The 24,231-nt window shown below is 71.3% G+C and carries 22 protein-coding genes; 12 read left to right on the forward strand and 10 right to left on the reverse strand.

The window, feature by feature from the left end; genetic code table 11:
- Positions 1 to 26: 26 nt before the first annotated feature.
- Positions 27 to 824, reverse strand: a complete 798-nt coding sequence (locus tag ACX27O_RS05705; RefSeq protein WP_210860388.1) for a zf-HC2 domain-containing protein — start codon at positions 822 to 824, stop codon at positions 27 to 29.
- Complete coding sequence (locus ACX27O_RS05710; RefSeq protein WP_051708902.1) at positions 821 to 1,369, reverse strand: RNA polymerase sigma factor; 549 nt, start codon at positions 1,367 to 1,369, stop codon at positions 821 to 823. The genes ACX27O_RS05705 and ACX27O_RS05710 overlap by 4 nt, the downstream gene beginning before the upstream one ends.
- 313 nt (positions 1,370 to 1,682) lie before the next feature.
- Here ACX27O_RS05710 and ACX27O_RS05715 point away from each other — a divergent pair, with 313 nt between their 5' ends.
- Entirely contained in the window at positions 1,683 to 2,975 is a 1,293-nt protein-coding gene (locus tag ACX27O_RS05715) for a multidrug effflux MFS transporter (RefSeq protein ID WP_245233792.1), read from the forward strand.
- Between the two features lie 87 nt (positions 2,976 to 3,062).
- Here ACX27O_RS05715 and ACX27O_RS05720 read toward each other — a convergent pair whose 3' ends face one another.
- Entirely contained in the window at positions 3,063 to 3,734 is a 672-nt protein-coding gene (locus ACX27O_RS05720) for a hypothetical protein (RefSeq protein WP_357638167.1), read from the reverse strand.
- 23 nt (positions 3,735 to 3,757) lie between these two features.
- Here ACX27O_RS05720 and ACX27O_RS05725 point away from each other — a divergent pair, with 23 nt between their 5' ends.
- Complete coding sequence (locus ACX27O_RS05725) at positions 3,758 to 4,276, forward strand: acyl-CoA thioesterase (RefSeq protein WP_030337966.1); 519 nt, start codon at positions 3,758 to 3,760, stop codon at positions 4,274 to 4,276.
- Between the two features lie 143 nt (positions 4,277 to 4,419).
- Positions 4,420 to 6,417, forward strand: coding sequence for an acetoacetate--CoA ligase (locus ACX27O_RS05730; protein WP_358136110.1), 1,998 nt, complete (start codon positions 4,420 to 4,422; stop codon positions 6,415 to 6,417).
- Between the two features lie 129 nt (positions 6,418 to 6,546).
- Here ACX27O_RS05730 and ACX27O_RS05735 read toward each other — a convergent pair whose 3' ends face one another.
- Positions 6,547 to 7,239: a TIGR03089 family protein gene (locus tag ACX27O_RS05735; protein ID WP_210861226.1), complete on the reverse strand. Its 693-nt coding sequence runs from the start codon at positions 7,237 to 7,239 to the stop codon at positions 6,547 to 6,549.
- A 154-nt stretch (positions 7,240 to 7,393) separates the two neighbouring features.
- Here ACX27O_RS05735 and ACX27O_RS05740 point away from each other — a divergent pair, with 154 nt between their 5' ends.
- Positions 7,394 to 8,539 carry a glycosyltransferase family 4 protein gene (locus ACX27O_RS05740; protein ID WP_030338285.1) on the forward strand — a complete coding sequence of 382 codons (1,146 nt, stop codon included), beginning with the start codon at positions 7,394 to 7,396 and terminating at the stop codon, positions 8,537 to 8,539.
- 63 nt (positions 8,540 to 8,602) lie between these two features.
- Positions 8,603 to 9,694 (forward strand): mannose-1-phosphate guanylyltransferase, encoded by a 1,092-nt coding sequence (locus ACX27O_RS05745; protein WP_210861225.1) that lies wholly within the window; start codon positions 8,603 to 8,605, stop codon positions 9,692 to 9,694.
- Here the strand turns inward: ACX27O_RS05745 and ACX27O_RS05750 are convergent.
- A complete protein-coding gene (locus ACX27O_RS05750; RefSeq protein ID WP_357638172.1) occupies positions 9,663 to 10,280 on the reverse strand; it encodes an NUDIX hydrolase in 618 nt (205 codons plus the stop codon). The genes ACX27O_RS05745 and ACX27O_RS05750 overlap by 32 nt on opposite strands.
- 403 nt (positions 10,281 to 10,683) lie before the next feature.
- On the opposite strand from ACX27O_RS05750, the gene ACX27O_RS05755 reads away from it, so the two are divergent.
- Positions 10,684 to 11,682 carry an ArsR/SmtB family transcription factor gene (locus ACX27O_RS05755; RefSeq protein ID WP_030338278.1) on the forward strand — a complete coding sequence of 333 codons (999 nt, stop codon included), beginning with the start codon at positions 10,684 to 10,686 and terminating at the stop codon, positions 11,680 to 11,682.
- 150 nt (positions 11,683 to 11,832) lie between these two features.
- Here ACX27O_RS05755 and ACX27O_RS05760 read toward each other — a convergent pair whose 3' ends face one another.
- The gene (locus ACX27O_RS05760) at positions 11,833 to 12,918 is read right to left on the reverse strand and encodes a coenzyme F420-0:L-glutamate ligase (RefSeq protein ID WP_030338276.1); all 1,086 of its coding nucleotides are present in this window, start codon (positions 12,916 to 12,918) and stop codon (positions 11,833 to 11,835) included.
- Positions 12,915 to 13,862 (reverse strand): 2-phospho-L-lactate transferase, encoded by a 948-nt coding sequence (gene cofD, locus ACX27O_RS05765; RefSeq protein ID WP_030338274.1) that lies wholly within the window; start codon positions 13,860 to 13,862, stop codon positions 12,915 to 12,917. Before cofD ends, ACX27O_RS05760 begins: the two co-directional genes overlap by 4 nt.
- A 98-nt stretch (positions 13,863 to 13,960) precedes the next feature.
- On the opposite strand from cofD, the gene ACX27O_RS05770 reads away from it, so the two are divergent.
- From ACX27O_RS05770 to ACX27O_RS05785, 4 genes are all read left to right on the forward strand, one after another.
- Complete coding sequence (locus ACX27O_RS05770) at positions 13,961 to 14,980, forward strand: hypothetical protein (protein ID WP_358127627.1); 1,020 nt, start codon at positions 13,961 to 13,963, stop codon at positions 14,978 to 14,980.
- A gap of 475 nt (positions 14,981 to 15,455) precedes the next feature.
- On the forward strand, positions 15,456 to 17,999 hold the full coding sequence (locus ACX27O_RS05775) for a bifunctional FO biosynthesis protein CofGH (protein WP_030338270.1): 2,544 nt from the start codon (positions 15,456 to 15,458) through the stop codon (positions 17,997 to 17,999).
- A gap of 276 nt (positions 18,000 to 18,275) precedes the next feature.
- Positions 18,276 to 18,605 carry a hypothetical protein gene (locus tag ACX27O_RS05780; RefSeq protein ID WP_030338268.1) on the forward strand — a complete coding sequence of 110 codons (330 nt, stop codon included), beginning with the start codon at positions 18,276 to 18,278 and terminating at the stop codon, positions 18,603 to 18,605.
- 459 nt (positions 18,606 to 19,064) lie between these two features.
- On the forward strand, positions 19,065 to 19,322 hold the full coding sequence (locus ACX27O_RS05785; RefSeq protein ID WP_007455784.1) for a WhiB family transcriptional regulator: 258 nt from the start codon (positions 19,065 to 19,067) through the stop codon (positions 19,320 to 19,322).
- A 70-nt stretch (positions 19,323 to 19,392) separates the two neighbouring features.
- Here the strand turns inward: ACX27O_RS05785 and ACX27O_RS05790 are convergent, their stop codons facing one another.
- Positions 19,393 to 19,842: a metallopeptidase family protein gene (locus ACX27O_RS05790; protein ID WP_030338265.1), complete on the reverse strand. Its 450-nt coding sequence runs from the start codon at positions 19,840 to 19,842 to the stop codon at positions 19,393 to 19,395.
- Positions 19,843 to 19,995: 153 nt separating this feature from the next.
- Here ACX27O_RS05790 and ACX27O_RS05795 point away from each other — a divergent pair, with 153 nt between their 5' ends.
- Positions 19,996 to 20,364, forward strand: a complete 369-nt coding sequence (locus ACX27O_RS05795; RefSeq protein WP_030338263.1) for a DUF3499 domain-containing protein — start codon at positions 19,996 to 19,998, stop codon at positions 20,362 to 20,364.
- A gap of 143 nt (positions 20,365 to 20,507) precedes the next feature.
- On the opposite strand, the gene ACX27O_RS05800 is transcribed toward ACX27O_RS05795, so the two are convergent.
- Positions 20,508 to 21,854 carry an aspartate aminotransferase family protein gene (locus ACX27O_RS05800; RefSeq protein WP_030338309.1) on the reverse strand — a complete coding sequence of 449 codons (1,347 nt, stop codon included), beginning with the start codon at positions 21,852 to 21,854 and terminating at the stop codon, positions 20,508 to 20,510.
- Between the two features lie 463 nt (positions 21,855 to 22,317).
- Complete coding sequence (locus tag ACX27O_RS05805) at positions 22,318 to 22,830, reverse strand: Lrp/AsnC family transcriptional regulator (RefSeq protein ID WP_030338307.1); 513 nt, start codon at positions 22,828 to 22,830, stop codon at positions 22,318 to 22,320.
- A gap of 214 nt (positions 22,831 to 23,044) precedes the next feature.
- On the opposite strand from ACX27O_RS05805, the gene ACX27O_RS05810 reads away from it, so the two are divergent.
- Positions 23,045 to 24,229 carry a polyamine ABC transporter substrate-binding protein gene (locus ACX27O_RS05810; RefSeq protein WP_357638182.1) on the forward strand — a complete coding sequence of 395 codons (1,185 nt, stop codon included), beginning with the start codon at positions 23,045 to 23,047 and terminating at the stop codon, positions 24,227 to 24,229.
- Positions 24,230 to 24,231: the final 2 nt, after the last annotated feature.

Genomic DNA, 24,231 nt, shown 5'->3' on the forward strand with positions numbered 1-24,231 from the left:
CTCCATTCGGTGCTGGCTGGATCTCGTCATCGGAACGTGCTGGTGGGCAGCTGCGACCGCCATCGGGCCTGGACGAAGACCACGGCCAGCAGCAGCGTTGTGGCGAGCGCCCAACCGGTCAGGCTGCTGCCGGCGAGGACGGCCGGGAGTCGCCCGCCGACCAGGCTCGGCGCCACGACACCCAGGGACCAGGCGAGCGCCAACCCCAGTGCGGCCCGGTCGATCCCCACCACGGTGCCGAGCGCCAACGCCCCGGCGGTGAAGCCCAGCGCCGGCAGCAACCAGAGGCCGGGGGAGTGCCCGGTGCCCCAGCCGGCCACCGCGAGCACCGGCAGGACCGCTACCAGCGCCCCCAACGAACGGCGCATCAACAGCGGCAGGCCGGTACGGGGTGTGGTGGCCGCCAACTCCCACACCGGGTCGCCCCGCCGACTCCAGACGGCGGCCACCGGCAGCAGCGGCGCGACCGGAGCGACCAGCAGCACCAGCGACGGCAGGCTGGCGAAGGTCTTCTCGAACAGGACCGCGGCCAGCATCAGCCCGGCGGCGGTGGCGAGCCAGGGCAGGATCCGGGCGGCGACCCCGGTACGCGGTAGCCGCCGACGACGCACCGGTGCGGGGCCGGTGGCGATCCCGGCGGCCACGGCGCCGGCCACCCGGTCCAGCAGGTCACGCGTGCCCGGGTCGACGGTATGGGTCAGCAGTGCCCGGCAGTCGGCGCAGGTCTCCAGGTGCGCCTCCACCGCCCAGATGGTCGCGTCGTCGACGCCCACCCCGCCCGAGGCGTAGCGGGAGAGGAGAGCGGGCGTGGGGTGAGCGGTCATGACAGCGCCTCCCGGAGTGCGATTCGGGCGCGTCTCGCGCGGGTCTTCACGGTCCCCTCCGGCATGCCGAGCAGCAGCGACGTCTCCCGGGCGGTCAGCCCGTCGAGGACCATCGAGCGCAGCACCTGCCGCAGTTCCGGGGGGAGCGCGTGCAGGGCGTTCTCCAGGTTGGCGTCCATCCCGCCGGCCAACGCCTCGTCCTCGGCCGCCGGGGCGACGGGTTCGAAGGTGCGTACCGTCGGGATCCGCTCGCGTCGGGCCCGGTGGCGGAACGCGTCGATCAGCCGGTGCGCGGCGATCGTCCACAACCAGCCCACCGCGCTGCCGGAGGTGGACTGCGCCTGGCTGCCGGCCGACCGCCAGACCGCCAGGTACGTCTCCTGGAGCACCTCGGCCACGATGTCCTCGTCGGCGCAGCGTCGACGCAGCCGCACGGTCAACCACGGGGCGGTACGCCGGTACAGCGCGTCGAACGCGCGCCGGTCGCCCCGGGCGACGCGGCGGAGGAGTTCACCCTCGTCGAGACCGTCCAGACTTCGCTTCACACCAGGCAAGACGACGCGTACCCCATCCCCGGTTCTGATCGTGCTGTGACAGTGGTCACAGCTCGCTCGGCCGAACGGGGTGGGGTGACTCCCCACACACCGGGAACGTCACACACCGCCGAGGTGTTGCCGACCGACAGAATCACCCTCGGATGATCGCCCCACCCGGCCACCCCCGCCACGACCCCTGCCTCGTCACGTCCACGCAGCCCACCGTCGAGCGCCCCACACCGTGCCGTCGCGTCCACGCGGCCCGGTCGACGCCCCGCGCCGCCGCTCGTGACGACGCACCAGCTTCCGCAGAGAGATCGAGATGATGAAGCAGTTGGTGGAGAAGACCGGACGCGATGCCGCCGTCGCGCCCGAGGTACTGCCCGGCGACCTGATGACCAATCGTCAGCGGGCACAACTCGTCCTCGTGCTGGGCGCGTTGATCGCGATCGGGCCCCTGACCATCGACATGTACCTGCCGGCCCTGCCCGCCATCACGGCGGGCCTGCAGACCACTGAGACCGCCGTGCAGTTGACGCTGACCGGCACGCTCGTCGGCCTCGCGCTGGGCCAGTTGCTGATCGGGCCGCTCTCCGACGTGGTCGGGCGGCGGGTGCCGCTGCTGGTCGGTCTGGCCGCGCACATCGTGGCATCCGTGCTGTGCGTCTTCGCACCCAACATCACGGTGCTCGGCGGGCTGCGCGTACTCCAGGGGCTCGGTGTCGCGGCCGCCACGGTGGTCGCGACGGCAGTGGTCCGCGACCTGTTCAGCGGGGCCTCGTTCGCCCGGATCTTCTCCCGGCTGATGCTCGTCATGGGCCTGGCGCCCATCCTCGCTCCGACGCTGGGCAGTGGCCTGCTGAGCTGGACCGACTGGCGGGGTGTCTTCGCGGCGTTGGCGGTGCTGGGCGCGCTGCTGATCGTCGTGGCCGCGTTCCGGCTCCCGGAGACCCTTCCGGTGGCGCGTCGGCGCCACGGCGGGGTGAGCGCCACCCTGCGCGACTACCGGGGGTTGCTCAACGACCGGGCGTTCGTCGGCCTGGTGCTGGTCGCCGGGCTGGCGATGGCGGCCCTGTTCGCGTACGTCTCGGGTTCGTCGTTCGTGCTGCAGCAGGAGTACGGCCTCGACGAGCAGCAGTTCGGCATCGCCTTCGGGGCCGGCGCGGTGGGGCTGATCGGAGCCACCCAGTTCAACGTGCGGCTGCTGCGCCGCTACACCCCGCAGCAGATCCTGGTCAGCGCCCTGATCGCCGGAACGGCTGCCGGCCTGCTGCTGGTCATGTTCGCGGCGACCGGATTCGGTGGCCTGGGCACCCTGCTCGCGTCGTTGTGGCTGGTCCTGGCCGCCGCCGGGCTGGCCCTGCCGAACGCGCCGGCGCTGGCCATGAGCCGGCACAGCGAGGCCGCTGGCACCGCCGCGGCGCTGCTCGGCGCGGTGCAGTTCGGCATCGGGGCGGTGACGGCGCCACTGGCCGGTCTGTTCGGCACGGGGAGCGTACCGATGGCGATCGTCATCGCGGGCGGCATGGCCGCCGCGCTGATCGTCATGCTCGTTGTCGTTCCGCGCGCCAGCCTCGGCACTGTCGACCCGGACCTGGCTGTCGCGCTGCACTGACAACGCCCGGCGGTCGCGCCGCAGCGGGCCCCGTCGTCGCGCGGGAGAGACGGAGGGCGGGCCGGTGAAACCGGCCCGCCCCGACGATCAGCGGATCTCGGTGGTGTCCTCGGGGCGCGGCTGACCGCGCGGTGGGGCGGACCAGGGTGATTCGCCACCCACCCGGCGGGGCAGCGGTTCGGTCGGTGTCGAGTCGGCCGGGTAACCCAGAGTGACCGGCGCGGTGTCCCGCTCCGCCGCCGCGGGGGGCGGCCAGTCGGTCAACGTGAAGTCGTCGTTGCGGGGGCCTCCGTCCGACGCGGGGGCGGGTGCCGTGGCCGGAACGGCCGCCGGGGTCGGCCACTGCCGCCACCGCTGTTGGCTGAAGGTGGCCATCAGCAGCAGCATGCCGATCAGGAAGAGCGTGCCGTTCTCCACGGGCAGGCGCAGCGGCAGCGGGTCGCCGAACACCTTCCACTCGTGCGGGATCGCGTCCCGCACCGAGAAGGGCGCCACGAACATCCCGATGTACGGGGTGACCAGCAGCGCCCCCGCCACCAACGGGCCCAGCGGTGAGAAGCGCAGCGTGCCGAGCAGGCCCAGCAGGACACCGCCGACACCGAGGTACACGGCCGGCTCGATCAGGTTGGCGGTGTTGAACGTGCCGATCTCCACCCAGCGGTCGACCGTCCGGCTCGACCCGTCCTGCCCGAGTGTGACCAGCACCCAGGTGATGGGTGCCACCACCAGCCCGGCGAGGAAGCTCCAGAGATGTCGCATCCGCGCACCGTACCGTTTTCGACATGACTGAGCACCTCTCCGCCGCTCCGAACGGCAAGCCGACGTCGTACTCGCGCGTCACTCTCAGCAAGATCATGACGGCGGTGGACGTCAACCTCTACGGCACCGTGCACGGTGGGGTTCTGATGAAGTTCGTCGACGACGTGGCCGGGGCCGCTGCCGCCCGGCACAGCGGCGGAACGGCGGTGACCGCGGCGATCGACGAGATCGTCTTCTCGGAGGCGGTCCGGGTCGGCGACCTCGTGCACGCCCACGCCCAGGTGAACTGGACCGGCCAGACCTCGATGGAGGTGGGCGTACGGGTGGTCGCCGAGCGGTGGGACTCGGCCGAGGACGCGCCGGTCCGGGTGGCCACCGCGTACCTGGTGTTCGTCGGCGTGGACGTCGGTGGGGCGCCGCGCGCGGTCCGCCCGGTGCTGCCGGAGACCGCGGAGGACGAGCGGCGGTACAAGGAGGCGGAGATTCGCCGGGCGCACCGCCTCGCCCGCCGTCGAGCCATCCAGGCCCACCGCGCTGGCTGACCCACATGAGGTGGCGGGTTGGAGTGTGGGACGGGCACGCGTCGGTCGGCCTACCCGGTGCGCAGAATGGCGCTTCGAGGTAGGGCAAGATGGCGCCACGGCCCAGTCACAGTGTCGTGTCGGGCCAGGGGGAGGGTGGACCAGTGGGTGACATGCTGTGGGCGCCGCCGGCGGACGTACGCGAGCGGTCCCGGATCGGCGCCTACCTGCGCTGGCTGCGGGAGCACCGCGGGTTGGACTTCGCCGACTACGACGCGTTGTGGCGCTGGTCCACCACCGATCTGGACGGGTTCTGGCGCTCGATCTGGGACCACTTCGAGGTGATCGCACACACCCCGCCCACCGCGACCCTGGCGCAGCGGGTGATGCCGGGCGCCCGTTGGTTCCCCGGCGCCACGCTCAACTACGCCGAGAACGTGCTGCGGATGCCGGGTCGGGGCGACGACGACCCGATGGTGATCTCCCACGGGCAGACGCGCCCGCCGGTCACGCTGACCGCCGGGGAGCTGCGCGAGCAGGTCCGCCGGGTGTCGGCCGGGCTGCGCCGGCTCGGCGTCACCGCCGGTGACCGGGTGGCGGCGTACGCCCCGAACATCGGCGAGACGTACGTCCTGCTGCTGGCCACCGCCAGCCTGGGCGCCATCTTCTCGTCCTGCGCCCCCGAGTTCGGCACCCGCAGCGTCACCGACCGCTGGCAGCAGATCGAACCGTCGGTGCTGGTCGCCGTGGACGGGTACCGGTACGGCGACAAGCCGGTGGACCGCCGCGCCGAGGTGGCCGCGATCCGGGCCGCCCTGCCGTCACTGCGGCACACCGTCAGCATCGGCTACCTCGACCCGGCGGGCCCCGCGCCCGACGGCGCGCTGAGCTGGGCCGAGCTGGCCGCGCCCGTGGACGAGCCGTTGACGTTCACGCCGGTGCCGTTCGACCACCCGCTCTACGTGCTCTACTCCTCGGGCACCACCGGGTTGCCGAAGCCGATCGTGCACGGCCACGGCGGCATCCTGCTGGAGCACCTGAAGATGCTGGCCCTGCACCACGACCTGGGCCCGGCCGACCGGTTCTTCTGGTTCACCACCACCGGGTGGATGATGTGGAACTTCCTGGTCTCCGGGCCGGCGGTGGGCGCGAGCATCGTGCTCTTCGACGGCAACCCGGCGGTCCGCGCGGAGCCCGGCCGGCCGGCTGAGCCCGACCTCGGCGGGTTGTGGCGGATGGCGGCGGAGACCGGCACCACGTACTTCGGCACGTCCGCGCCGTACCTGCTGGCCTGCCGCAAGGCCGGGTTGGTCCCCCGGGACGTCGCCGACCTGTCGGCGGTACGCGGCGTGGGTTCCACTGGTGCGCCGCTGCCCGCCGAGGGCTTCCGCTGGGTGTACGAGACCGTCGGCGACCACCTCCAGCTCCAGTCGCTCTCCGGCGGCACCGACGTGTGCACGGGTTTCGTCGGCGGGGTGCCGCTGCTGCCGGTGTACGCCGGTGAGATCGCCTGCCGGGCGTTGGGCGCCAAGGTGGAGGCCCGTTCCGCCGACGGCACGCCGGTGATCGGCGAACTCGGCGAGCTGGTGATCACCGAACCGATGCCGAGCATGCCGGTGGGCTTCTGGAACGACACTGACGGCACCCGCTACGCGGAGGCGTACTTCGACGTCTACCCGGGCGTCTGGCGGCACGGCGACTGGATCACCATCAACGAGCGGGGTGGGTGTGTGATCACCGGGCGTTCCGACGCCACCCTCAACCGTGGTGGGGTCCGGCTCGGCACCGCCGAGTTCTACTCCGTGGTCGAGGGGCTCGACGAGGTGCTCGACTCGGTCGTCGTGCACCTGGAGGACGATGAGGGCGGCGCCGGTGAGCTGCTGCTCTTCGTGGTGCTGGCCGACGGTCTGGAGTTGGACGACCCGATGCGCACGAAGATCTGCCGTGAACTGCGGACGGCGCTCTCACCCCGACACGTGCCCGATGAGATCCACCAGGTGCGGTCGGTGCCCCGGACGCTCTCGGCGAAGAAGCTGGAGGTGCCGGTCAAGAAGATCCTCACCGGCACCCCGGTCGACCAGGCGGCGGCCAAGGGCGCCCTGGTCAACCCCGAGTCGTTGACCGCCTTCGCCGCCCTGGCCCAACGCCGCCCCAAAGCCTGACCCGCCCCGCCCCCGCCCTGCCCACCCACCCCGTCGATCTTGCACTTTCTGCTCCGACATAAGGGGCATTCAATGCATATCGACAACAGAAACTGCAAGATCGCGGTGGGGTGGGGTGGGGTGGGGAGGTTAGCTGGGGAGGGAGTGGGTGACTTTTTCCGCCGTGAGCCTGGGGGCCAGGCGGGTCGGGTCCGGGTTGGCGCAGAGGACAACGGTGGCGGCCCGGGTCAGGGGGGCCAGCAGCCAGTCGACCGGATCGGGGTGGCGGGTGGCCTCCACGAGGATCCGTGCGCCGGGCTCGATGCCCAACTCGCTGGCACGGACCTCGGCCCGGCTCAGCAGGTGCGCGTCGGTGGGGCCCGGACCGGACTGCGGCGTGAAGTGGTCGCCGTGTCCGCGCACCTCGACGACGTAGTCGGCGAACCCGGGCGGCACCTGCCGCAGCGGGGCGGCGAGCGGGGCCAGCCCGAGGGCGTACCGCTCGTCGGCCGACCACGACTGCGCCTCGTCGAACTGGTCCACGGCGGCGAAGAGCACGCCCACGTCACCCGGTGTGTCGACCACGCTCAGCTTGGCCGACCAGCACCCCAGCAGCACCGCAGCGGTCTGCCAGTGTGGCGGCAACAGCACACCGGCCGGGGTGCCCGGCGCGAGGCCCACCTCGTCGACGAGGAGGTTGGCGGTCTTCGCCACCCAGTTCGCCAGGGTGACGCCGGAGAGTTCGGTGCGGTCGCCGGTGGCGTCGTCGTACCAGGTGAGCAGCGGTCGGGTCGGGTCGGTCGCGATCGCGTCGGCGAACACCCGGGCAATGTTGTCGGCCATCGGCGCGAACGATACGCCAGTGCGGGCCGTACTCAATGACGATGACAAGTCGGCGTACCGTCGGGTCGCAGTCAGCGTCGGACCCGCGCCCCGGCGTAGGCTTGACCCCCGGAGTGTTGTTCCCCACAGACCCGCCAGTGCAAGGAGTCGCCCCGTGACCGCCGGTCGCCCGCCCCGCGTGCTCATCGACGCCACGAGTGTCCCCGCCGACCGTGGTGGTGTCGGTCGATACGTTGACGGTCTGCTCGGTGCCCTCGGCAAGGTGTGTGGGTCGGGGGTGGAACTGGCGGTGGTCAGTCTCCGCACCGACCTGGAGCGTTACACCCGCATGCTGCCCGGCGCGGAGATCATCCCCGCTCCGGCCGCCGTGGCGCACCGCCCGGCCCGGCTGGCCTGGGAGCAGACCGGCCTGCCGCTGCTCGCCCAGCAGGTGGGCGCACACGTGCTGCACTCGCCCTTCTACACCTGCCCGCTGCGGGCCGGGTGTCCGGTCACGGTCACCGTGCACGACGCGACGTTCTTCACCGAGCCGGAGCATTACGACAAGTCGCGCCGCACGTTCTTCCGCAGCGCCATCAAGACCTCGCTGCGCCGCGCCGACCGGGTGATCGTGCCCAGCAAGGCCACCCGCGACGAGCTGATCCGGCTGCTCGACGCCGACCCGACGCGGATCGACGTGGCCTACCACGGCGTCGACCAGGCGGCCTTCCACGCTCCCACCGAGGAGGAGAAGGCCCGCGTACGCGCCCGTCTGGGGTTGGGCAACAGCAGCTACGTCGCGTTCCTCGGTGCCAAGGAGCCACGGAAGAACGTGCCCAACCTGATCCGTGGGTGGGCGCGGGCGGTGGCTGACCGGGTCGACCCGCCGGCCCTGGTGATCGCCGGTGGGCAGGGGCACGACGACGACATCGACCGGGCGGTGGCCGAGGTGCCGTCGCACCTGCGTCTGCTGCGTCCCGGCTATCTGCGCTACGCCGACCTGCCGGGTTTCCTCGGTGGCGCGCTGGTCGCGGCGTACCCGTCCTACGGCGAGGGGTTCGGGCTGCCGATCCTGGAGGCGATGGCGTGCGCAGCCCCGGTGCTGACCACGCCCCGGCTCTCACTGCCCGAGGTGGGTGGCGACGCGGTCGCGTACACCTCGGAGGATCCGGAGCAGATCGGCATCGACCTGGCCGCTCTGCTCGACGACGAGCAGCGGCGGTTGTCGCTGGCGAAGGCGGGGGTCGACCGGGCCAAGGAATTCACCTGGGAGTCCAGCGCCGAGGTGCACATCGCCGCGTGGAGCCGCGCCCGCTCCTGACCCGCCGCGCCACTGCTGGTGACCCGGGCCACTTTGGGTAGGTACGTCGGGCATGATGTGCGGATGCTCTATGCGGTCATTCCGGCAGGTGGCAGCGGCACAAGGTTGTGGCCGTTGTCCCGTGCTGGCCATCCCAAGTTCCTCCACCCGCTCACTGGCACCAACGCCTCGCTGCTCCAGGCGACAGTGGAACGGCTCGCGCCGCTGACCACACCGGATCGGACCCTTGTGGTCACCGGCGCCGCGCACGTCACGGCGGTGGCACGGCAGCTGACCGTACTGCCGGAGGAGAACATCCTGGTCGAGCCCTCGCCCCGGGATTCCTGCGCGGCGATCGCGTTGGCCGCCGCGGTGATCGCGACGCGCGACCCGAACGCGGTGATGGGCAGCTTCGCCGCCGACCACCTGATCCGCGACCCGGACAGCTGGGTCTGCACAGTCCAGGAGGCGGTCCACGGGGCCGAGCAGGGCATGCTGATGACCGTCGGGATCACCCCGACCCGCGCGGAGACCGGCTACGGCTACCTGGAGACCGGTGACCCGACCGACGGTGTGCCGTGGCGGCCGGTGACCGAGTTCAAGGAGAAGCCGGCCGCCGAGGTCGCCGAGGCGTACGTCCGTTCGGGCCGGCACCTGTGGAACGCGAGCATGTTCGTGTGGCGGGTGGACGTCTTCCTCGCCGAGCTGGCCCGCCAGCAGCCGGCGCTGCACGCCGGCGTCGCCGCGATCGCCGCCGCCTGGGGCACACCGGAGCAGGACGACGTCCTGGGCGCGATCTGGCCGACGTTGCCGAAGATCTCCGTCGACTACGCGGTGATGGAGGGCGCGGCCACTGCCGGTCGGGTCGCGACGGTGCCGGGTGACTTCGGCTGGAACGACGTCGGTGACTTCCACACCCTGGGCGAGGTGTTGCCGGCCGACGAGGCGAACAACGTGGTGCTCGGCACGGAAGCCAAGCCGGGCGTGCTCCTGCGGGACAGCACCAACCTCGTGGTCGTGCCGCAGTCGGGCCGGCTGGTGGCCGTCCTCGGACTGCACGACCTGATCGTGGTGGACACCCCCGACGCGGTGCTCGTCTGCCCGCGCGACCGGGCGCAGGACGTCAAGGCCCTGGTCGACGAGCTCAAGGAGCGAGGCGAAGAGGGCTACGTCTGAGGGCTGCGAGGGCCGGCGCGACCATTTGCACGGTCCCGCCGGCCAGCGGCTCGGGCAGCTGGTCCGCCGGGAACCAGCCCAGCTCCTCGGCCTCGTCGCTGACCTGCTCCACCGCGTCGGGCGGGGCCAGCACGGCGAACCGGACGTCGTGGTGCGCCGAGCCGCCCTGACACTGCACCTGGTGCACGTCCACGTCGATCGGCACCGGGTCGATGCGCAGGCCGGCGATTCCGGACTCCTCGGTGGCCTCGCGCAGGGCCGCGGCGACGAGGGTCTCGTCGGTCGGCTCGCAGTGCCCGCCGAGCTGCACCCACCGCCCGAACTTGCCGTGCAGGCAGAGCAGCACCCGGGAGCCGGTGGAGTCCAGCACCAGCGTACTGGCGGTGATGTGCCCCGGACGGTGCTGCCGGCTCATGGCGACCGGACCGGCGGCGAGCAGGGCGAGGGTCCGGTCCCGCGCGCCGGCCGCGTCCGGGCTGGTCGGCTGCCAGCCCTCCAGCAACGCGGTGGCGTCGGCGTGCAGCGCCGCGTACGCCTCGGGGTTGGTCGGTTGAGCGGTCGGGCCGGTGATCACGGTGTCGGGCACCATGCCACTGTACGAGCGTCCACCCGATGGGCCGCTTCGGTGACCCCGCGACGCGTCGAATTCCTGGTGGCCGGCTGATCTCACGGCGCGGACGAGGACCATCGGTCGCGCGCTGTGGCGGCTGAGACGGCGTGGGGGCGGGATGACCGGACGGCACCTCTGCGGAGCAAGGGCCGCAGACCCTCGTGGTGCCGTCCGATCACCGGGGCCTCCCCGGTCCCGGTGCCTCGGCGGCGCGGGCGTCCAGGACGCGCGGCGCCATGTTCGGGCAGTGGAAGCATGCCGAACCGGCCCCGGGGGCGTCGAGGTTTTTCATTCCAGGCTTAAAGATGGAGATTACTGCCGTGCAGGTAGAGTCGAACGGTCACCCGGCATCCCCCTGCCGGCGACACGGGAGCGCTCCATGCTGAAGATCCACTTTTCTGGGGAGGACATCCTCCGGACCCGGGTGGCGCCGGCGGCGGACCCGGTCTGGGAACTGGTCCTCAGCCTGCACGTGCTGCGCGGCCGCACCCGCGATCCGCTGACGGCCAACTGGCGGCGCAGCGTGTCGTGGGCGCTGCGTCAGGACGCCGCCTCCGAGCAGCTCAGCCTGCTCTTCGCGCTGAACCCGCCGCGCGGTTACTTCCCCGACTTCCTCACCCCGTACGCCAGCGTCGAGGGCTTCGAGGCCGGGCTGGACGCGCTGCGCCGTACGCCCGTCGAGATGCTGCACCGGGACCTGAGTGTGCTGGCCACCGAGAATCAGCTGCCCTCCTCGGCGACCGCGCTGGCCCGGGGTGAGGTGTCGGCGCTGCACCACCTGGCCGATTCGATGCAGCAGTACCGGTCACTGGCGATCAGCCCGTACTGGGGTCGGATCCAGGCCGCTGTGGCGGCGGACCGCGCGCGACGGGCCCGGGCACTGCTCGACGGCGGAGTCGAGGGCCTGCTCACCAGTTTCCGCCCGGCGATGCGCTGGGACAGTGGCGTGCTGGAGATCCGCAGCTACCCGCACAGCCGGGAACTGCACCTGGACGGCCGCGGGCTGCTGCTCGTGCCCTCGTTCTTCTGCGCGGCCATCCCGGTAGCACTGCTCGACCCGGCACTGCCACCGGTGCTGGTCTACCAGGTGGACCGGCTGGGCGGGCTGGTGACGACCGACGCCAACGGTGCGTTCGCGCCCGGTGCCGGCCGTGAATCGCTCGCCGCGCTGCTGGGTCGCACCAGGGCGGCGGTGTTGCAGGCCAGCGACGAAGGCTGCACCACCGGCGAGGTCGCCCGCCAGCTCAACATCTCACCGGCCGCGGCGAGCCAGCACGCCACTGTGCTGCGCAACGCTGGCCTGCTGGTCAGCCACCGGGAACGCAACAGTGTGCTGCACACGCTGACCCCGCTGGGCCGGGCCATGCTGGACGCGTGACCCGGCCGTCTCCAGCCGGCTGAGGCATTCGCCGGCACCGCAGCGCGCAGACGGCGCTCGCTGAGCTACCGGGCGGGGGGCGGCGCTCGCCGGGCTACCGGGCGCAGACGGCGCTGGCCGGGCTGCCGGACGAGGGCCGCGCCCGCCCTGCTACAGGGCGAGGGCGGCGCTCGCCGAGCTGCCGGGAGGTGGCGGCAACATCGTCGACCCGACGCCCTCGGCGGCCAGGGCGACGCGCAGTCGGTGCAGGTCGGCGCCGAAGCGGACCAGACCCATCGGCTCGACGGGGGTCGGGGCCGAGCCGAGCAGCAGGGCCGCGCCCTCCGGCCACCCGGGCATCTCGGCGACCAGACCGGCGCGTACCTCGGCCTCCTCGACCACTGTGAAGACCGTGCCGGGGGCGACCACCCCGGCGACCGCGTCGATGGCCCGTCGCACCGCGGTCAGGTCGGCTGGCATCGGACCGGGACCATCGGCGAGGGTGGCGGCGTCGGACAGCCCGGCGGCGCGGGCCTCGGCGGTGCCGAGCGAGAACAGGTCCTGTGCCGCGTCGCGGATCAGCGCCCGCGCGCCACCGGCGTCGTCCGGCTCGGTGGCGGGCAGGTAGCCCCGCACCACCGCGACCGGGACCTGATCACACTTACCCTTGATCAGCTCGCCGGCACCCGCCAACTCGTCCACCACGGCCATCTGGGTCAACTGCAACTCGTTGCCGTACGGGTCGACCTCGCCCCGGTGATCACGGATGGCCGGCATCCCGGCCACCCCGAGCGCCACGTCGGTGAGCCCGTTGCGCCAGGGCCGACCCATCGTGTCGCTGATGATCACCGCCAGGTCCAGGTCGTAGCGCTCCCGCAGCGCGTCCCGCAAGGCCCGCGCCGAGGCGTCCGGGTCGACCGGCAACAGCACCAGCCGGGTCTTGTCCACGTTCGACGCGTCGATCCCCGCCGAGGCCATCACGAAGCCGTGATGGGTCTGCACGATCCGGGTCGCCCCCCGACTGGCCACCACCCGGGCGGTCTCACCGGCCAGCACCTCGTCCCGGGCGGCCAGCCGTTCCGGTCCGTCCGCCGGCACGTCGACCAGTCGCCCCTCCGCCTTGGAAACGATCTTGCTGGTCACCACCAGCACGTCGCCGTTGCGCAGCCACGGCGCGGCGGTCGCGATCACCGCGGCCAGGTCGTCGCCCTCGGTCACGTGGCCGATGCCGAGCACCGGCAGAATCTCCAACCTCACGTCAACTCCACCGCGGCGCGGACCATGGCCGCCGTCGCCGCCTCGTCGGTCATCCGCAGCGGCACCGCGCGGACCGTCACCTCGGGCACCACAGTGCCCGCGTCCTCCTCGGCCACCAGCCAACCGTCGAGCAGGCCGCCGCTGGCCCGGCCGCCGTAGAGGCGACCCACCCCCGCCGCGCTGCACTCGACACCGAGCACTGCCAGACAACGGTCGGCCATCCCCCGCACCGGCGCGCCGCCGATGATCGGGGAGACGCCCACCACCGGCGCCGGGCCGCCCGCCACGGCCTCCCGCAGCCCCGGTACGGCCAGCACCGGCGCGACACTCACCACCGGGTTGCTGGGTGCGATCAACACCACATCGGCCGAGGCGATCGCGTCCAGCACCCCGGGTGCCGGCTTCGCCGTCTCCGCGCCGACGAACACGAAACGGTGGGTGGGGATGTCGGCCCGGTACCGCACCCACCACTCCTGGAAGTGGATCGCCCGCTGCCCCTGGTCGTCCTCCACCACGGCGTGGGTCTCCAGCCGGTCGTCCGTCGCCGGCACCAGGCGCACGCCCGGCTCCCAGCGGCTGGCCAGCGCCTCGGTGACCGCGCTCAACGGGTAACCGCCGTTGAGCATCGTGCTGCGGACCAGGTGGGTGGCGATGTCCTTGTCGCCGAGGCCGAACCAGGTCGGCTGTGCCCCGTACGCGGCCAGCTCCTGCTTGACCGTCCAACTCTCGCCGACCCGACCCCAACCCCGCTCCGGGTCGGCACCCCCGCCGAGCGTGTACATGACGCTGTCCAGGTCGGGGCAGATCTTCAACCCGTGTAACCACAGGTCGTCGCCGACGTTGACCACGGCGGTCACCTCCGCGCCGACGTCACGGGCGTACGCCCGGACCCCGAGCAGGAACCGGGCGCCGCCGATGCCGCCGGCCAGAACCACGATGCGCATGTCGACCATCCTCGCGCACGTGACGCCTGCGATCCGTCGGTGGCCCGCGAGACTAGGCTCACGTGCGCCCTGTCCGTTCCTGCCCCGAGGGGGAGCTCGTGACCAGCCCCACCGAGCCCGCGTCCGCTGACGCGACACAGGCCCGTCAGCTGACCAAGCCACTGCGTGAGCTCGCCGCGCTCGCGCTGCTCGGCGCCAACGCCGTGTTCCTCTTCGTGGGCCTGCTCCGGTTGGTCGCCCCGAACGACTACAGCTCCTTCACCGACCGGGCGGGCAGCGCCTTCTACGCGTTCCTCGGGGTGGAGGGTGTGGCTCTGCCAGTGCTGGCGGTGCTGCTGGCCACGCACATCTCGCCGGTGCTGGCGAAGGCGAAGCTGATCACCCAGGCAGCCCTGATCGAGTACGCGGTCAGCGCCCTGTTCGGCACGCTGACCATGCTGATCTGGACGGTGGGTCGGCTGGCCGAGGCCGAGGTGCTCGACGCGCTGCTCGGTGTGCTCACCCGGTTCGCCTGGATGGTGATCTTCGCGATCGCCGCCTGGGTGGTCTACACGATCTGGCGCGCCCACTACTACGTGCCGCGACCCAAGCCGCAGCCGGGCGTCTACGGCCAGCCGCAGCCGGGCTGGCCGCAGCAGCAGGGCGGGTGGCCGGCTCCCGGTCAGCCCGGTGGCCAGCCGCAGGGCGGTTGGCCCGCTCCCGGTCAGTCGGGTGGTTACCCGCAGGCCGGTCAGTCGGCCGGTTACCCGCAGGCCGGCCCGTTCGGCCAGCCGTCGCCGCCGTTCCAGGCTCCGCAGTCGGCCCCGCCGCACCCGCAGTCCGCCCCGCCGTTCCCGGCCCCGCAGCACCCGCAGTCGGCACCGCCGTTCCCGGCCGCGCCGCAGTCAGCGCCGCCGGCCAGCCCGGCCCCGCAGTCGCCGTCCCCGGCCGCGCCCCCGTTCGGGCAGCCGCCGTCGGCCGACCCCACGCAGGCCATCCCGCGCCAGTCCGCCGACCCCACGCAGGCCATCCCGCGCAAGTCGGCCGACCCTACCGAGGTCATTTCCCACCCCACCGACCCGGACACCGACCGCACGCAGCACATCAAGCCCAACGACCACCCGGATCAACCCCGCTGACTTCACCCGACCAGCAGCCCTCGGACGGTTGGTAACGGGGCCCGGCTCACATTCGAGGGTCGCGGTCAGTCATCTCCGCCCCGTCGACCTCGGTATCGCGCCCGCCCGTCCGTCCGCCCGCCCGTCCGCCCGCCCGTCCGCCCGCCCGACCGCGCGGCCCCGCGGCCCCGCTCGGCCGACCGGGGCCGCGCGGGGCGGGGGAGCGGGCAGGCAACGTAGATCTTGGACACTTTCCGTTCCGAGCTGACGGAAACTGTCCAAGATTGCCAGCTGTGGGAAGCGAAGCGGCCTGGGGTGCGGTGACCGCCGGGTGCGGTGACCGCCCTGATCGACGAGGTCGGGTGGTTGACGGACGGCCGCCAGCGCGTTCAGCGACCTCCGGTCGCGGCAGGCGTGCCATGATCGTCCAGTGCCGTTTCCCACGGTGCGGGCCGGGACTGGTTGGGTGGCGCAGCGCTGCGCATAGGGTGAGTGGATGGTTGATCGCACCCAGTCCGTTCCCAGCGATGCGAGCGTTCGGCGGGCCCTGGGCCGGGCCGCGAACGGGCGGGCGCTGGACGTCGACGAGGCGACCGCGCTGCTGTCCGCCCGTGGTGCCGCGCTCGACGAGCTGCTCCGGTTGGCCGGTGGGATCCGCGACGCCGGGCTGCGCGACGCCGGGCGGCCGGGTGTGGTCACGTACTCCAAAAAGGTCTTCATTCCGCTGACCCGGCTGTGCCGGGACCGCTGCCACTACTGCACGTTCGCGACGGTGCCGCACCGCTTGCCGGCGCCGTTCCTGGACCGGGACGAGGTGCTGGCCATCGCCCGGGCCGGTGCCGAGCAGGGCTGCAAGGAGGCGCTGTTCACCCTGGGTGACCGGCCGGAGGAACGGTGGCCGGCGGCCCGGACCTGGTTGGACGAACGCGGTTACGACTCGACCCTGGACTATCTGCGCGCCTGCGCTGTGGCGGTGCTGGAGGAAACCGGCCTGCTGCCGCACCTCAACCCGGGGGTGCTGTCCTGGTCGGAGTTGCAGCGGCTCAAGCCGGTCGCGCCGAGCATGGGCATGATGTTGGAGACGACGGCGACCCGGCTCTGGTCCGAGCCGGGTGGTCCGCACTTCGGCTCACCGGACAAGGAACCGGCGGTCCGGTTGCGGGTGCTCGAGGACGCCGGCCGGGTGGGGGTGCCGTTCACCACCGGCATCCTGATCGGCATCGGGGAGACCCCGGCGGAGCGGGTGGACGCGCTCTTCGCGATCCGTCGCGCCCACCGGGAGTACGGCCACCTCCAGGAGGTGATCGTGCAGAACTTCCGCGCCAAGCCGGACACGGCGATGCGTGGCATGCCCGACGCGGAGCTGCACGATCTGGCCGCCACGGTGGCGGTGGCGCGGTTGCTGCTCGGCCCGAAGGCCCGCATCCAGGCCCCGCCGAACCTCATCGCCGGCGAGTACGACCTGCTGCTGCGTGCCGGCATCGACGACTGGGGCGGCGTCTCGCCGCTCACCCCGGACCACGTCAACCCGGAGCGTCCGTGGCCGCAGATCGAGGAGTTGGCCCGGCACAGCGAGCTGGCCGGGTTCACGTTGCGGGAGCGGTTGACCATCTACCCCGAGTACGTGCGCGCGGGCGACCCGTGGCTCGACCCGCGCCTGCTGCCGCACGTGAGCGCGCTGGCCGACCCGGCCACCGGCATGGCCGTCGAGTCGGCGATGCCGCAGGGCCGGCCCTGGCAGGAGCCGGAGGAGACGTTCGGCGGCCGGACCGACCTGCACGCCACCATCGACACCACGGGCCGCACCGATGACCGGCGGGGTGACTTCGACAGCGTCTACGGCGACTGGGCCGAGGTGGCCGACAAGGTCACCCCGGAGGCGGCGGCGCGTCGGGCGGGCGTACCCCCGGTGGCGGCCGGCGGTGGTGCGGACCGTGACCTGGCGGCGGGGCTCCGGCTCGCGGTTGACGACCCGGCGGCGCTGCTCGAACCCGCCAACACCGACGCGGCGCTGGCGTTGTTCGCGGCGGACGGGCCAGCGCTCGACGAGTTGTGCCGCCTCGCCGACGACGTGCGCCGCGACGCGGTCGGCGACGACGTGACCTACGTGGTCAACCGCAACATCAACTTCAGCAACGTCTGCTACGTGGGCTGCCGCTTCTGCGCCTTCGCCCAGCGCGAGCGGGACGCCGACGCGTACCGGCTCTCCGTCGAGCAGGTCGCGGACCGGGCCGAGCAGGCGTGGGCGGCCGGTGCCAGCGAGGTGTGCCTGCAGGGCGGCATCGACCCGAAGATGCCGGTGACCGGGTACGCCGACATCGTGCGCGCCATCAAGGCCCGGGTGCCGGAGATGCACGTGCACGCGTTCTCCCCGATGGAGATCGTCACCGCCGCCGCGAAGGCCGGCGTGCCGGTTCGCGAGTGGCTGCTCCAGCTCCGCGAGGCCGGGCTGGACACCATCCCCGGCACCGCCGCCGAGATCCTCGACGACGACGTGCGCTGGGTGCTCACCAAGGGCAAACTCCCGGCCGCCGCCTGGGTCGAGGTGGTGAGCACCGCACACGAGCTGGGCATCCGGTCCAGCTCCACGATGATGTACGGCCACGTCGACCACCCCGGGCAGTGGCTGGCGCACTTCCGGGTGCTGGCCGGGGTGCAGGACCGTACCGGCGGGTTCACCGAGTTCGTGGCGCTGCCGTTCGTGCACACCAATGCTCCGATCTATCTGGCGGGTATCGCCCGACCGGGGCCGACCTGGCGGGAGAACCGGGTGGTGCACGCCATGTCCCGGTTGCTGCTGCACGGCCGGATCGACAACATCCAGTGCTCCTGGGTGAAGCTGGGTGACGAGGGCACTGTCGCGATGCTCCAGGGTGGCTGCAACGACCTCGGCGGCACGCTGATGGAGGAGACGATCTCCCGGATGGCCGGCTCCGACAACGGGTCGGCGCGTACCGAGGAGCAGTTGCGGGCCATCGCGAAGGCCGCCGGTCGCCCGGCGCGCAAGCGGTCGACCGCGTACGGTCACGCCCGGCCCTGACGTCGAACCTTTCCCCGCCGCCGGCCGTACCACGCGGTGCCGGTGGCGGTCACGGCGAGGACCGCCACCGGTGTCCCCTCAGGGGCCCGGCGGTGTCGCGAGGCGGCGTCGGACCCGTCCGTCTCCGCGGGCGCGTTCGCGCCACGCCGGAGAGGTTGCCCATGACCAGTGATCAGCGGAAGCGGGAGTGGCCGCGACTGACCCGCCGGCAGACGTTGACCGCCGACTGGTTCAACAACCCGTCGGCGGCGTCCTGACCGCGCAGGGGGCGGGCGGATGCACGAGCACGCGTACGGGCCGTCGGAGACCGGGAGTGTCGTCCTGGATATGGGCGGCGACACCGGTGCCCTGATCATCTACACGGGTCGGGATCTGCGGGGGCGGGAGATCGAGATCAGTCGCGACGACGACCGGCGGGTCCACTCGGCGGTGCGCGAGCGCAAGGTGCGGGACGGCTCGTTCCACAGTGCGGTCTATCCCGGTCTGCCGAGCGGGATCTATACCGTCTGGTGGGACGACCGTACGTCCGCCGGCACGATTTCTGTCCATGGTGGAGAGATAGCTGAATTCGCCTGGCCGAGCAGCGGTTTTGGTGCAACTGACTGATCTCGACGAATCGGTTCTACCGCCGCGCCCCGTCCACATCATGGACGGGGCGCGAGTGCTGTCTGCGGCTCGACAGGCAGTCTGTGCCGCGTCGCGTTAACCTGTCTCCCACCAAGATCAGCTTAGCGTTGGAGGTCTCCGGTGCCGTCCGGGCGGCGACTCGTCGGGGAAGCGCCACGGGAGAAAAGTCGGGCAACTCGCCGGAGAGGGCGTTACTCGGCCGGGGTCTGAATCGATAGGGCAGGTTGCGAGGCTGGACGGCCCGAGTGGGTCGGCCGAGGGTGTCGGGAGGGCGACTCCATTATCAAGTTTGGCTTGACGGCGCACGCATTACACGCGTGTAATTTGAATGGGGTTGTTCGCACGGAACGCAACAAAACGGGACCGGACGGACAAGCACGCCTTTCGCGTGGGGGGTTGCAGCGGCGATGACGCCGGTGCGCGACAAGGAGGCATTTGATGGACGGCCAGCTTGAGGTGGCCGACCTGCTCGGAAACGCGCCGGAGTGGCAGGAGCGGGCGTTGTGCTCGCAGACCGACCCCGAGGCGTTCTTTCCCGAGAAGGGCGGCTCGACCCGCGAGGCGAAGCGGATCTGTTCGCGTTGCGAGGTCAAGACCGAGTGCCTTGAATACGCTCTGGGTCACGACGAGCGGTTCGGAATCTGGGGTGGGCTCTCCGAGCGGGAGCGGCGCAAGTTGAAGCGGCGGGCCGCCTGACCGGTCTCAGGTCGGGGCGGTGTGGGGTCGAGGCGGTGGGGGCCGCCCGACTCTCCGCTCGGAGGTCGGCTCAGGCGAGCTCGTCCGGGTCCACCCCGAGCAGGTTCGCCACCTGTTCGATGATCACGTCATGGACGAGATCGGCGAGGTCCTCGCGGTCCATCGCCCGGAACTCCAGGGGCCGTCGGTACAGCACGATCCGCGGCGGCATCTCCTGCCGGCCCGGGCGACCGGGCAGCAGCCGGGCCAGCGGGACCTCGCCGTCCTCCAGCACATCCGAGTCGTAGACGTTCAGGTCCGGAGGGACGTCCTCGACCGCGAACTCAACACCCGCCAGCTCCTTGGCGAACCGACGCTCCAACGTCTCGACGGTGTCCAGAACCAGGTCGTCGAAGACCTCGGCCTTGGTCCGTGCCAGCGGCACGGTGGCCGGGACCAGCCGCCCGCGCAGGCCGCGCCCGTGCCGGTCCCGATGCGCACGCCGGCCCGAGCCGGGGCGGCGGTGTTCCGGGCTCGTCATGAGGCAAAGGGTAGCGCCCGTGTCGGGCTGGCCAGCGGCAGCGCCGATCCTGTGGCGCGGCGCGCCCAGGGCGGTCGACTGTGATCACCATGACGGGCGTGTCGCAACGCGAACCGATGCGCCGGACCCGGTAATGGAGATACCCTGCCGCACGTGAGGTCACCACGGCGCTGCTCCCGTAACGGCTGCCCCCGGCAAGCGGTCGCCACATTGACCTATGTCTACAACGAGTCGACAGCGGTGGTGGGGCCACTGGCGGCGTTCGCCGAGCCACACACGTACGACCTGTGTGAGCCGCACGCCCGCAGCCTCACCGCCCCGCGGGGCTGGGACGTCGTCCGGCACGAGGGCGAGTTCGAGCCGCCGCCGCCCACCACTGACGACCTGGTCGCGTTGGCCGAAGCGGTCCGCGAAGCCGCCCGCCCGGCCCCCCGCCCCCCGGAGCCGGACCAGCACCACTCGGAGAACCCCCACCAGACCGGCCGCCGAGGCCACCTCCGAGTAATCCCCCCCAACCACTAACCCCCGGCCCCCGACCCTTCCCGGCCCCCCCGCGCCGCCCGGCCCCCGCCGTTCCCGGCGTTGATCAAGAGGTTTCGGTCATGGTCTGGCGCGTTCTTGACGCAAACCTCTTGATCAACACGGTCTGGGGTGGGTGGGTGGGGTTAGAGCTTGGTCCAGGCTTGGGTTAGGACTGTGCGGAGGATCTGTTCGATCTCGTCGAAGTGCTGCTGCTCGGCGATCAGGGGCGGGGCCAACTGGATGACGGGGTCGCCCCGGTCGTCGGCCCGGCAGTAGAGGCCCGCCTGGAACAGGGCGGTGGAGAGGAAGCCGCGCAGCAGGCGCTCCGACTCGGCCTCGTTGAAGGTCTCCCGGGTGGTCTTGTCCTTGACCAGTTCGATGCCGTAGAAGTAGCCGTCGCCGCGGACGTCGCCGACGATCGGCAGGTCGTACAGCTTCTCCAGGGTGGCCCGGAAGGCGGCCTCGTTGGCGCGTACGTGCCCGACCAGGTCTTCGCGGGCGAAGACCTCCAGGTTGGCCAGGGCCACCGCGCAGGAGACCGGGTGTCCACCGAAGGTCACCCCGTGGGCGAACATGCCGGTCTCGGTAAGGAACGGCTCCATCAGCCGGTCGCTGGCGATCATCGCGCCGAGCGGGGCGTAGCCGGAGGTGATGCCCTTGGCGGTGGTGATGATGTCCGGCTGGTAGCCGTAGCGCACCGCGCCGAAGTATTCACCCAACCGGCCCCACGAGCAGATCACCTCGTCCGAGACGAGCAGCACGTCGTACGCGTCGCAGATCTCCCGTACCCGGTCGAAGTAGCCGGGAGGGGGTGGGAAGCACCCGCCGGAGTTCTGCACGGGCTCGAGGAAGACCGCGGCGACAGTGTCCGGCCCCTCCCGCTCGATGGCCCGACCGATCTCGTCGGCGGCCCAACGGCCGAACGCCTCGGGGTCGTCGCCGTGCTCGGGCGCCCGGTAGTAGTTCGTGTTCGGCACCTTGATCGCGCCCGGCACCAGTGGCTCGAAGTCGCTCTTGATGCCGGGCAGGCCGGTGATCGACAGGGCGCCCATGGAGGTGCCGTGGTAGGCGATGTAGCGGCTGATCACCTTGTACTTGTTGGGCTTGCCGGTGCGCTTGAAGTAGGCGCGGGCCAGCTTCCACGCCGCCTCGACGGCCTCGGAGCCCCCGGTGGTGAAGAAGATCCGGTTGAGGTCGCCGGGGGTGAGCGCGGCGATCCGCTCGGCCAGCTCGACGGCCTTCGGGTGGGCGTACGACCAGAGCGGGAAGTAGGCCAGCTCGCCGGCCTGCTTGGCGGCAGCCTCCGCCAGTTCGGTGCGGCCGTGGCCGGCGTTGACCACGAAGAGCCCGGCGAGCCCGTCGAGGTAGCGGCGGCCCTGCGCGTCCCACACGTACGCACCCTCGCCGCGCACGATGGTCGGCACCTCACCGGCGGAGTAGCTCGCCATCCGGGTGAAGTGCATCCAGAGGTGGTCGGTGGCGTTGGCCATGTCAGCCCCATCGGTCATCGGGCCGGTCAACGGGGTGAGGCCGGCCGCTCTGCCAACGGTTATCGCACAGTCTTACGCTACGAAGCAAGTGTTATCGGCGGTATCACCGTCCGTTGGCGACGGATTCAGCGCGCTGACGTCATGGATGCAACGGAATTCGTACTGCTGCTGGCCAGTTCGTCGGCGGTCGGCGGGAGTCTGGGCGGGGGCCGGAGGTGTGCTGGTGGCTGCCTTTGGAGCTGAATCGTTTGCGACATCAGGACGAGTCGGTCGGGTGCCGCTCGGCTGTCCAGGTCGCGTCCGCCGGCCGTTGAATCGTTTGCGACATCAGCTCCAAAGGGCCTGACCGGTGGTAGCTCCCCCCGCGGCCGCCGGCTCGATCCACTCGGGTTGCCGGAAATCGGGGCATCAGGGCGGCCCGGACGCCCCGACTTCCGGAAAGCCGAGTTGATCAAAGGGAGGCTCAGGCCGTGCCCCAGGTGTAGGTCTGCTTGCGCAGCTTGAGATAGACGAACGCCTCGGTGGAGAGCACCCCGGGCACGGCGCGCAGCCGTTGCAGGATCTCCAGCAGGTGGTCGTCGTTGCGGCAGACCACCTCGGTGAGCAGGTCGAACGACCCCGCGGTGATCACCACGTAGTCGACCTCCTCCAGCTCGGCCAGCCGGTCCGCGACCGCCTCCAGGTCACCGTCGGTACGCAGGCCGATCATCGCCTGCCGGGGGAAGCCGAGCTGGAGCGGATCGGTCACCGCCACGATCTGCATCACGCCGGAGTCGAGCAGCCGCTGCACCCGCTGGCGGACCGCCGCCTCGGACAGCCCCACCGCCTTGCCGATCGTCGCGTAGGGGCGGCGGCCGTCCTCCTGGAGCTGCTCGATGATCTGCTTGGCCACGTCATCCAGCAGAGCGTGATTGGCACCGTCACGGACAGCGACGCGTCGACCGCCGTTGCTGTTCTCGTGCTGCCGGTTTGTCATTGCCCGCTCCCCATATCCCGAATCGTGATGTCGCGCGTGTATCCCCGCGTAGTCTGGCGTATTTCGTCGTACATCGCTATTCCCACAACGGAATCCCTTGTAAGGGAGGTCACCTCATGTCAGGATCAGTCGTCCATGGCACTTCATCCTCCCGACATTCCCGCCGGCGCGCCTCCCCGTCCCGCCCGCCGACGATGACCCCCTAGGAGTCGTCATGCGTACTCCCCTCCGGCCCCTCTCCCGGCGTGGACTGCTCACCGGCACTCTCGGTTCGGCCGCCCTGCTCACCATGGGCGGCAGCCTCGCGGGCTGCGGCACCAAGGGTGCGCAGCAGACCGAAGCCGGCTGCGTCAGCGAGGACCTCTCCGGCACCGAGAAGAAGCTCGCCTTCGCCAACTGGCCGCAGTACATGGACGTGGACGAGAAGGACGAGTCCAAGCGGCCGAGCCTCGACGAGTTCATCACGAAGACCGGCATCCAGGTGACCTACACCGAGGACATCAACGACAACAACGAGTTCTTCGGCAAGGTCCAGAACCAGCTCGCCGCCTGCCAGAGCACCGACCGGGACATCATCGTGCTGACCGACTGGATGGCGGCCCGGATGATCCGGCTCGGCTGGATCCAGAAGCTGGACCCGGCGAACATCCCGAACGTGCAGGCCAACCTGCTTCCGTCGCTGCTCAACCGCCCCTTCGACACCGAGAACCGGATCTCCATCCCGTGGCAGTCCGGCCTCGCTGGTCTGGCGTACAACGGCAACGTCACGAAGGAACTGCGCACAGTGGACGAGTTGCTCACCCGCCCCGACCTCAAGGGCAAGGTGACAGCGCTCAGCGAGATGCGCGACACGATGGGTCTGCTGCTCGGGTCGAACGGGCACGACCCGGCGAACTTCACCGCCGCCCAGTTCGACGACGCCCTCAACAAGCTCAAGAAGGCCGTCGACTCCGGCCAGATCCGCAAGTTCACCGGCAACGACTACGCGCCCGACCTGGCCAAGGGTGACATCGCCGCGTGCATCGGCTGGTCCGGGGACGTGATCCAACTCTCCGGTGAGGACGAGAAGGTGCGGTTCGTCGCGCCGGACTCCGGCGTGATGCTCTACAGCGACAACATGATGGTCCCCAACAAGGCCACCCACAAGAGCAACGCCGAAGCGCTGATCAACTACTACTACGAGCCGGCGGTCGCGGCGAAGCTCGCCGCCTACGTCAACTACATCTGCCCGGTCAAGGGCGCGCAGGCCGAGATGGAGAAGATCGACCCCGAGTTGGCAGCGAACCCGCTGATCTTCCCCGACGAGGCGCTGCTGTCGAAGTCCAAGGTGTTCATGGCCCTGGACGAGAAGCAGGAACGGGAGTACGAGGGTAAGTTCCAGCAGGTCATCGGGGCGTGACG

This window comes from Micromonospora sp. SD19, from assembly GCF_054462275.1.

Coding starts and splice junctions, on each gene's coding strand:
- cofD (WP_030338274.1), bottom strand. CDS start 13,862: ATGCGCATCGTGGTTCTGGCCGGCGGCATCGGCGGCGCCCGGTTCCTG.
- ACX27O_RS05735 (WP_210861226.1), bottom strand. CDS start 7,239: ATGGCCGACAACATTGCCCGGGTGTTCGCCGACGCGATCGCGACCGAC.
- ACX27O_RS05790 (WP_030338265.1), bottom strand. CDS start 19,842: ATGACGAGCCCGGAACACCGCCGCCCCGGCTCGGGCCGGCGTGCGCAT.
- ACX27O_RS05810 (WP_357638182.1), top strand. CDS start 23,045: ATGCGTACTCCCCTCCGGCCCCTCTCCCGGCGTGGACTGCTCACCGGC.
- ACX27O_RS05745 (WP_210861225.1), top strand. CDS start 8,603: ATGCTCTATGCGGTCATTCCGGCAGGTGGCAGCGGCACAAGGTTGTGG.
- ACX27O_RS05780 (WP_030338268.1), top strand. CDS start 18,276: ATGCACGAGCACGCGTACGGGCCGTCGGAGACCGGGAGTGTCGTCCTG.
- ACX27O_RS05705 (WP_210860388.1), bottom strand. CDS start 824: ATGACCGCTCACCCCACGCCCGCTCTCCTCTCCCGCTACGCCTCGGGC.
- ACX27O_RS05715 (WP_245233792.1), top strand. CDS start 1,683: ATGATGAAGCAGTTGGTGGAGAAGACCGGACGCGATGCCGCCGTCGCG.
- ACX27O_RS05775 (WP_030338270.1), top strand. CDS start 15,456: ATGGTTGATCGCACCCAGTCCGTTCCCAGCGATGCGAGCGTTCGGCGG.
- ACX27O_RS05725 (WP_030337966.1), top strand. CDS start 3,758: ATGACTGAGCACCTCTCCGCCGCTCCGAACGGCAAGCCGACGTCGTAC.
- ACX27O_RS05785 (WP_007455784.1), top strand. CDS start 19,065: ATGGACGGCCAGCTTGAGGTGGCCGACCTGCTCGGAAACGCGCCGGAG.
- ACX27O_RS05720 (WP_357638167.1), bottom strand. CDS start 3,734: ATGCGACATCTCTGGAGCTTCCTCGCCGGGCTGGTGGTGGCACCCATC.
- ACX27O_RS05755 (WP_030338278.1), top strand. CDS start 10,684: ATGCTGAAGATCCACTTTTCTGGGGAGGACATCCTCCGGACCCGGGTG.
- ACX27O_RS05800 (WP_030338309.1), bottom strand. CDS start 21,854: ATGGCCAACGCCACCGACCACCTCTGGATGCACTTCACCCGGATGGCG.
- ACX27O_RS05805 (WP_030338307.1), bottom strand. CDS start 22,830: ATGACAAACCGGCAGCACGAGAACAGCAACGGCGGTCGACGCGTCGCT.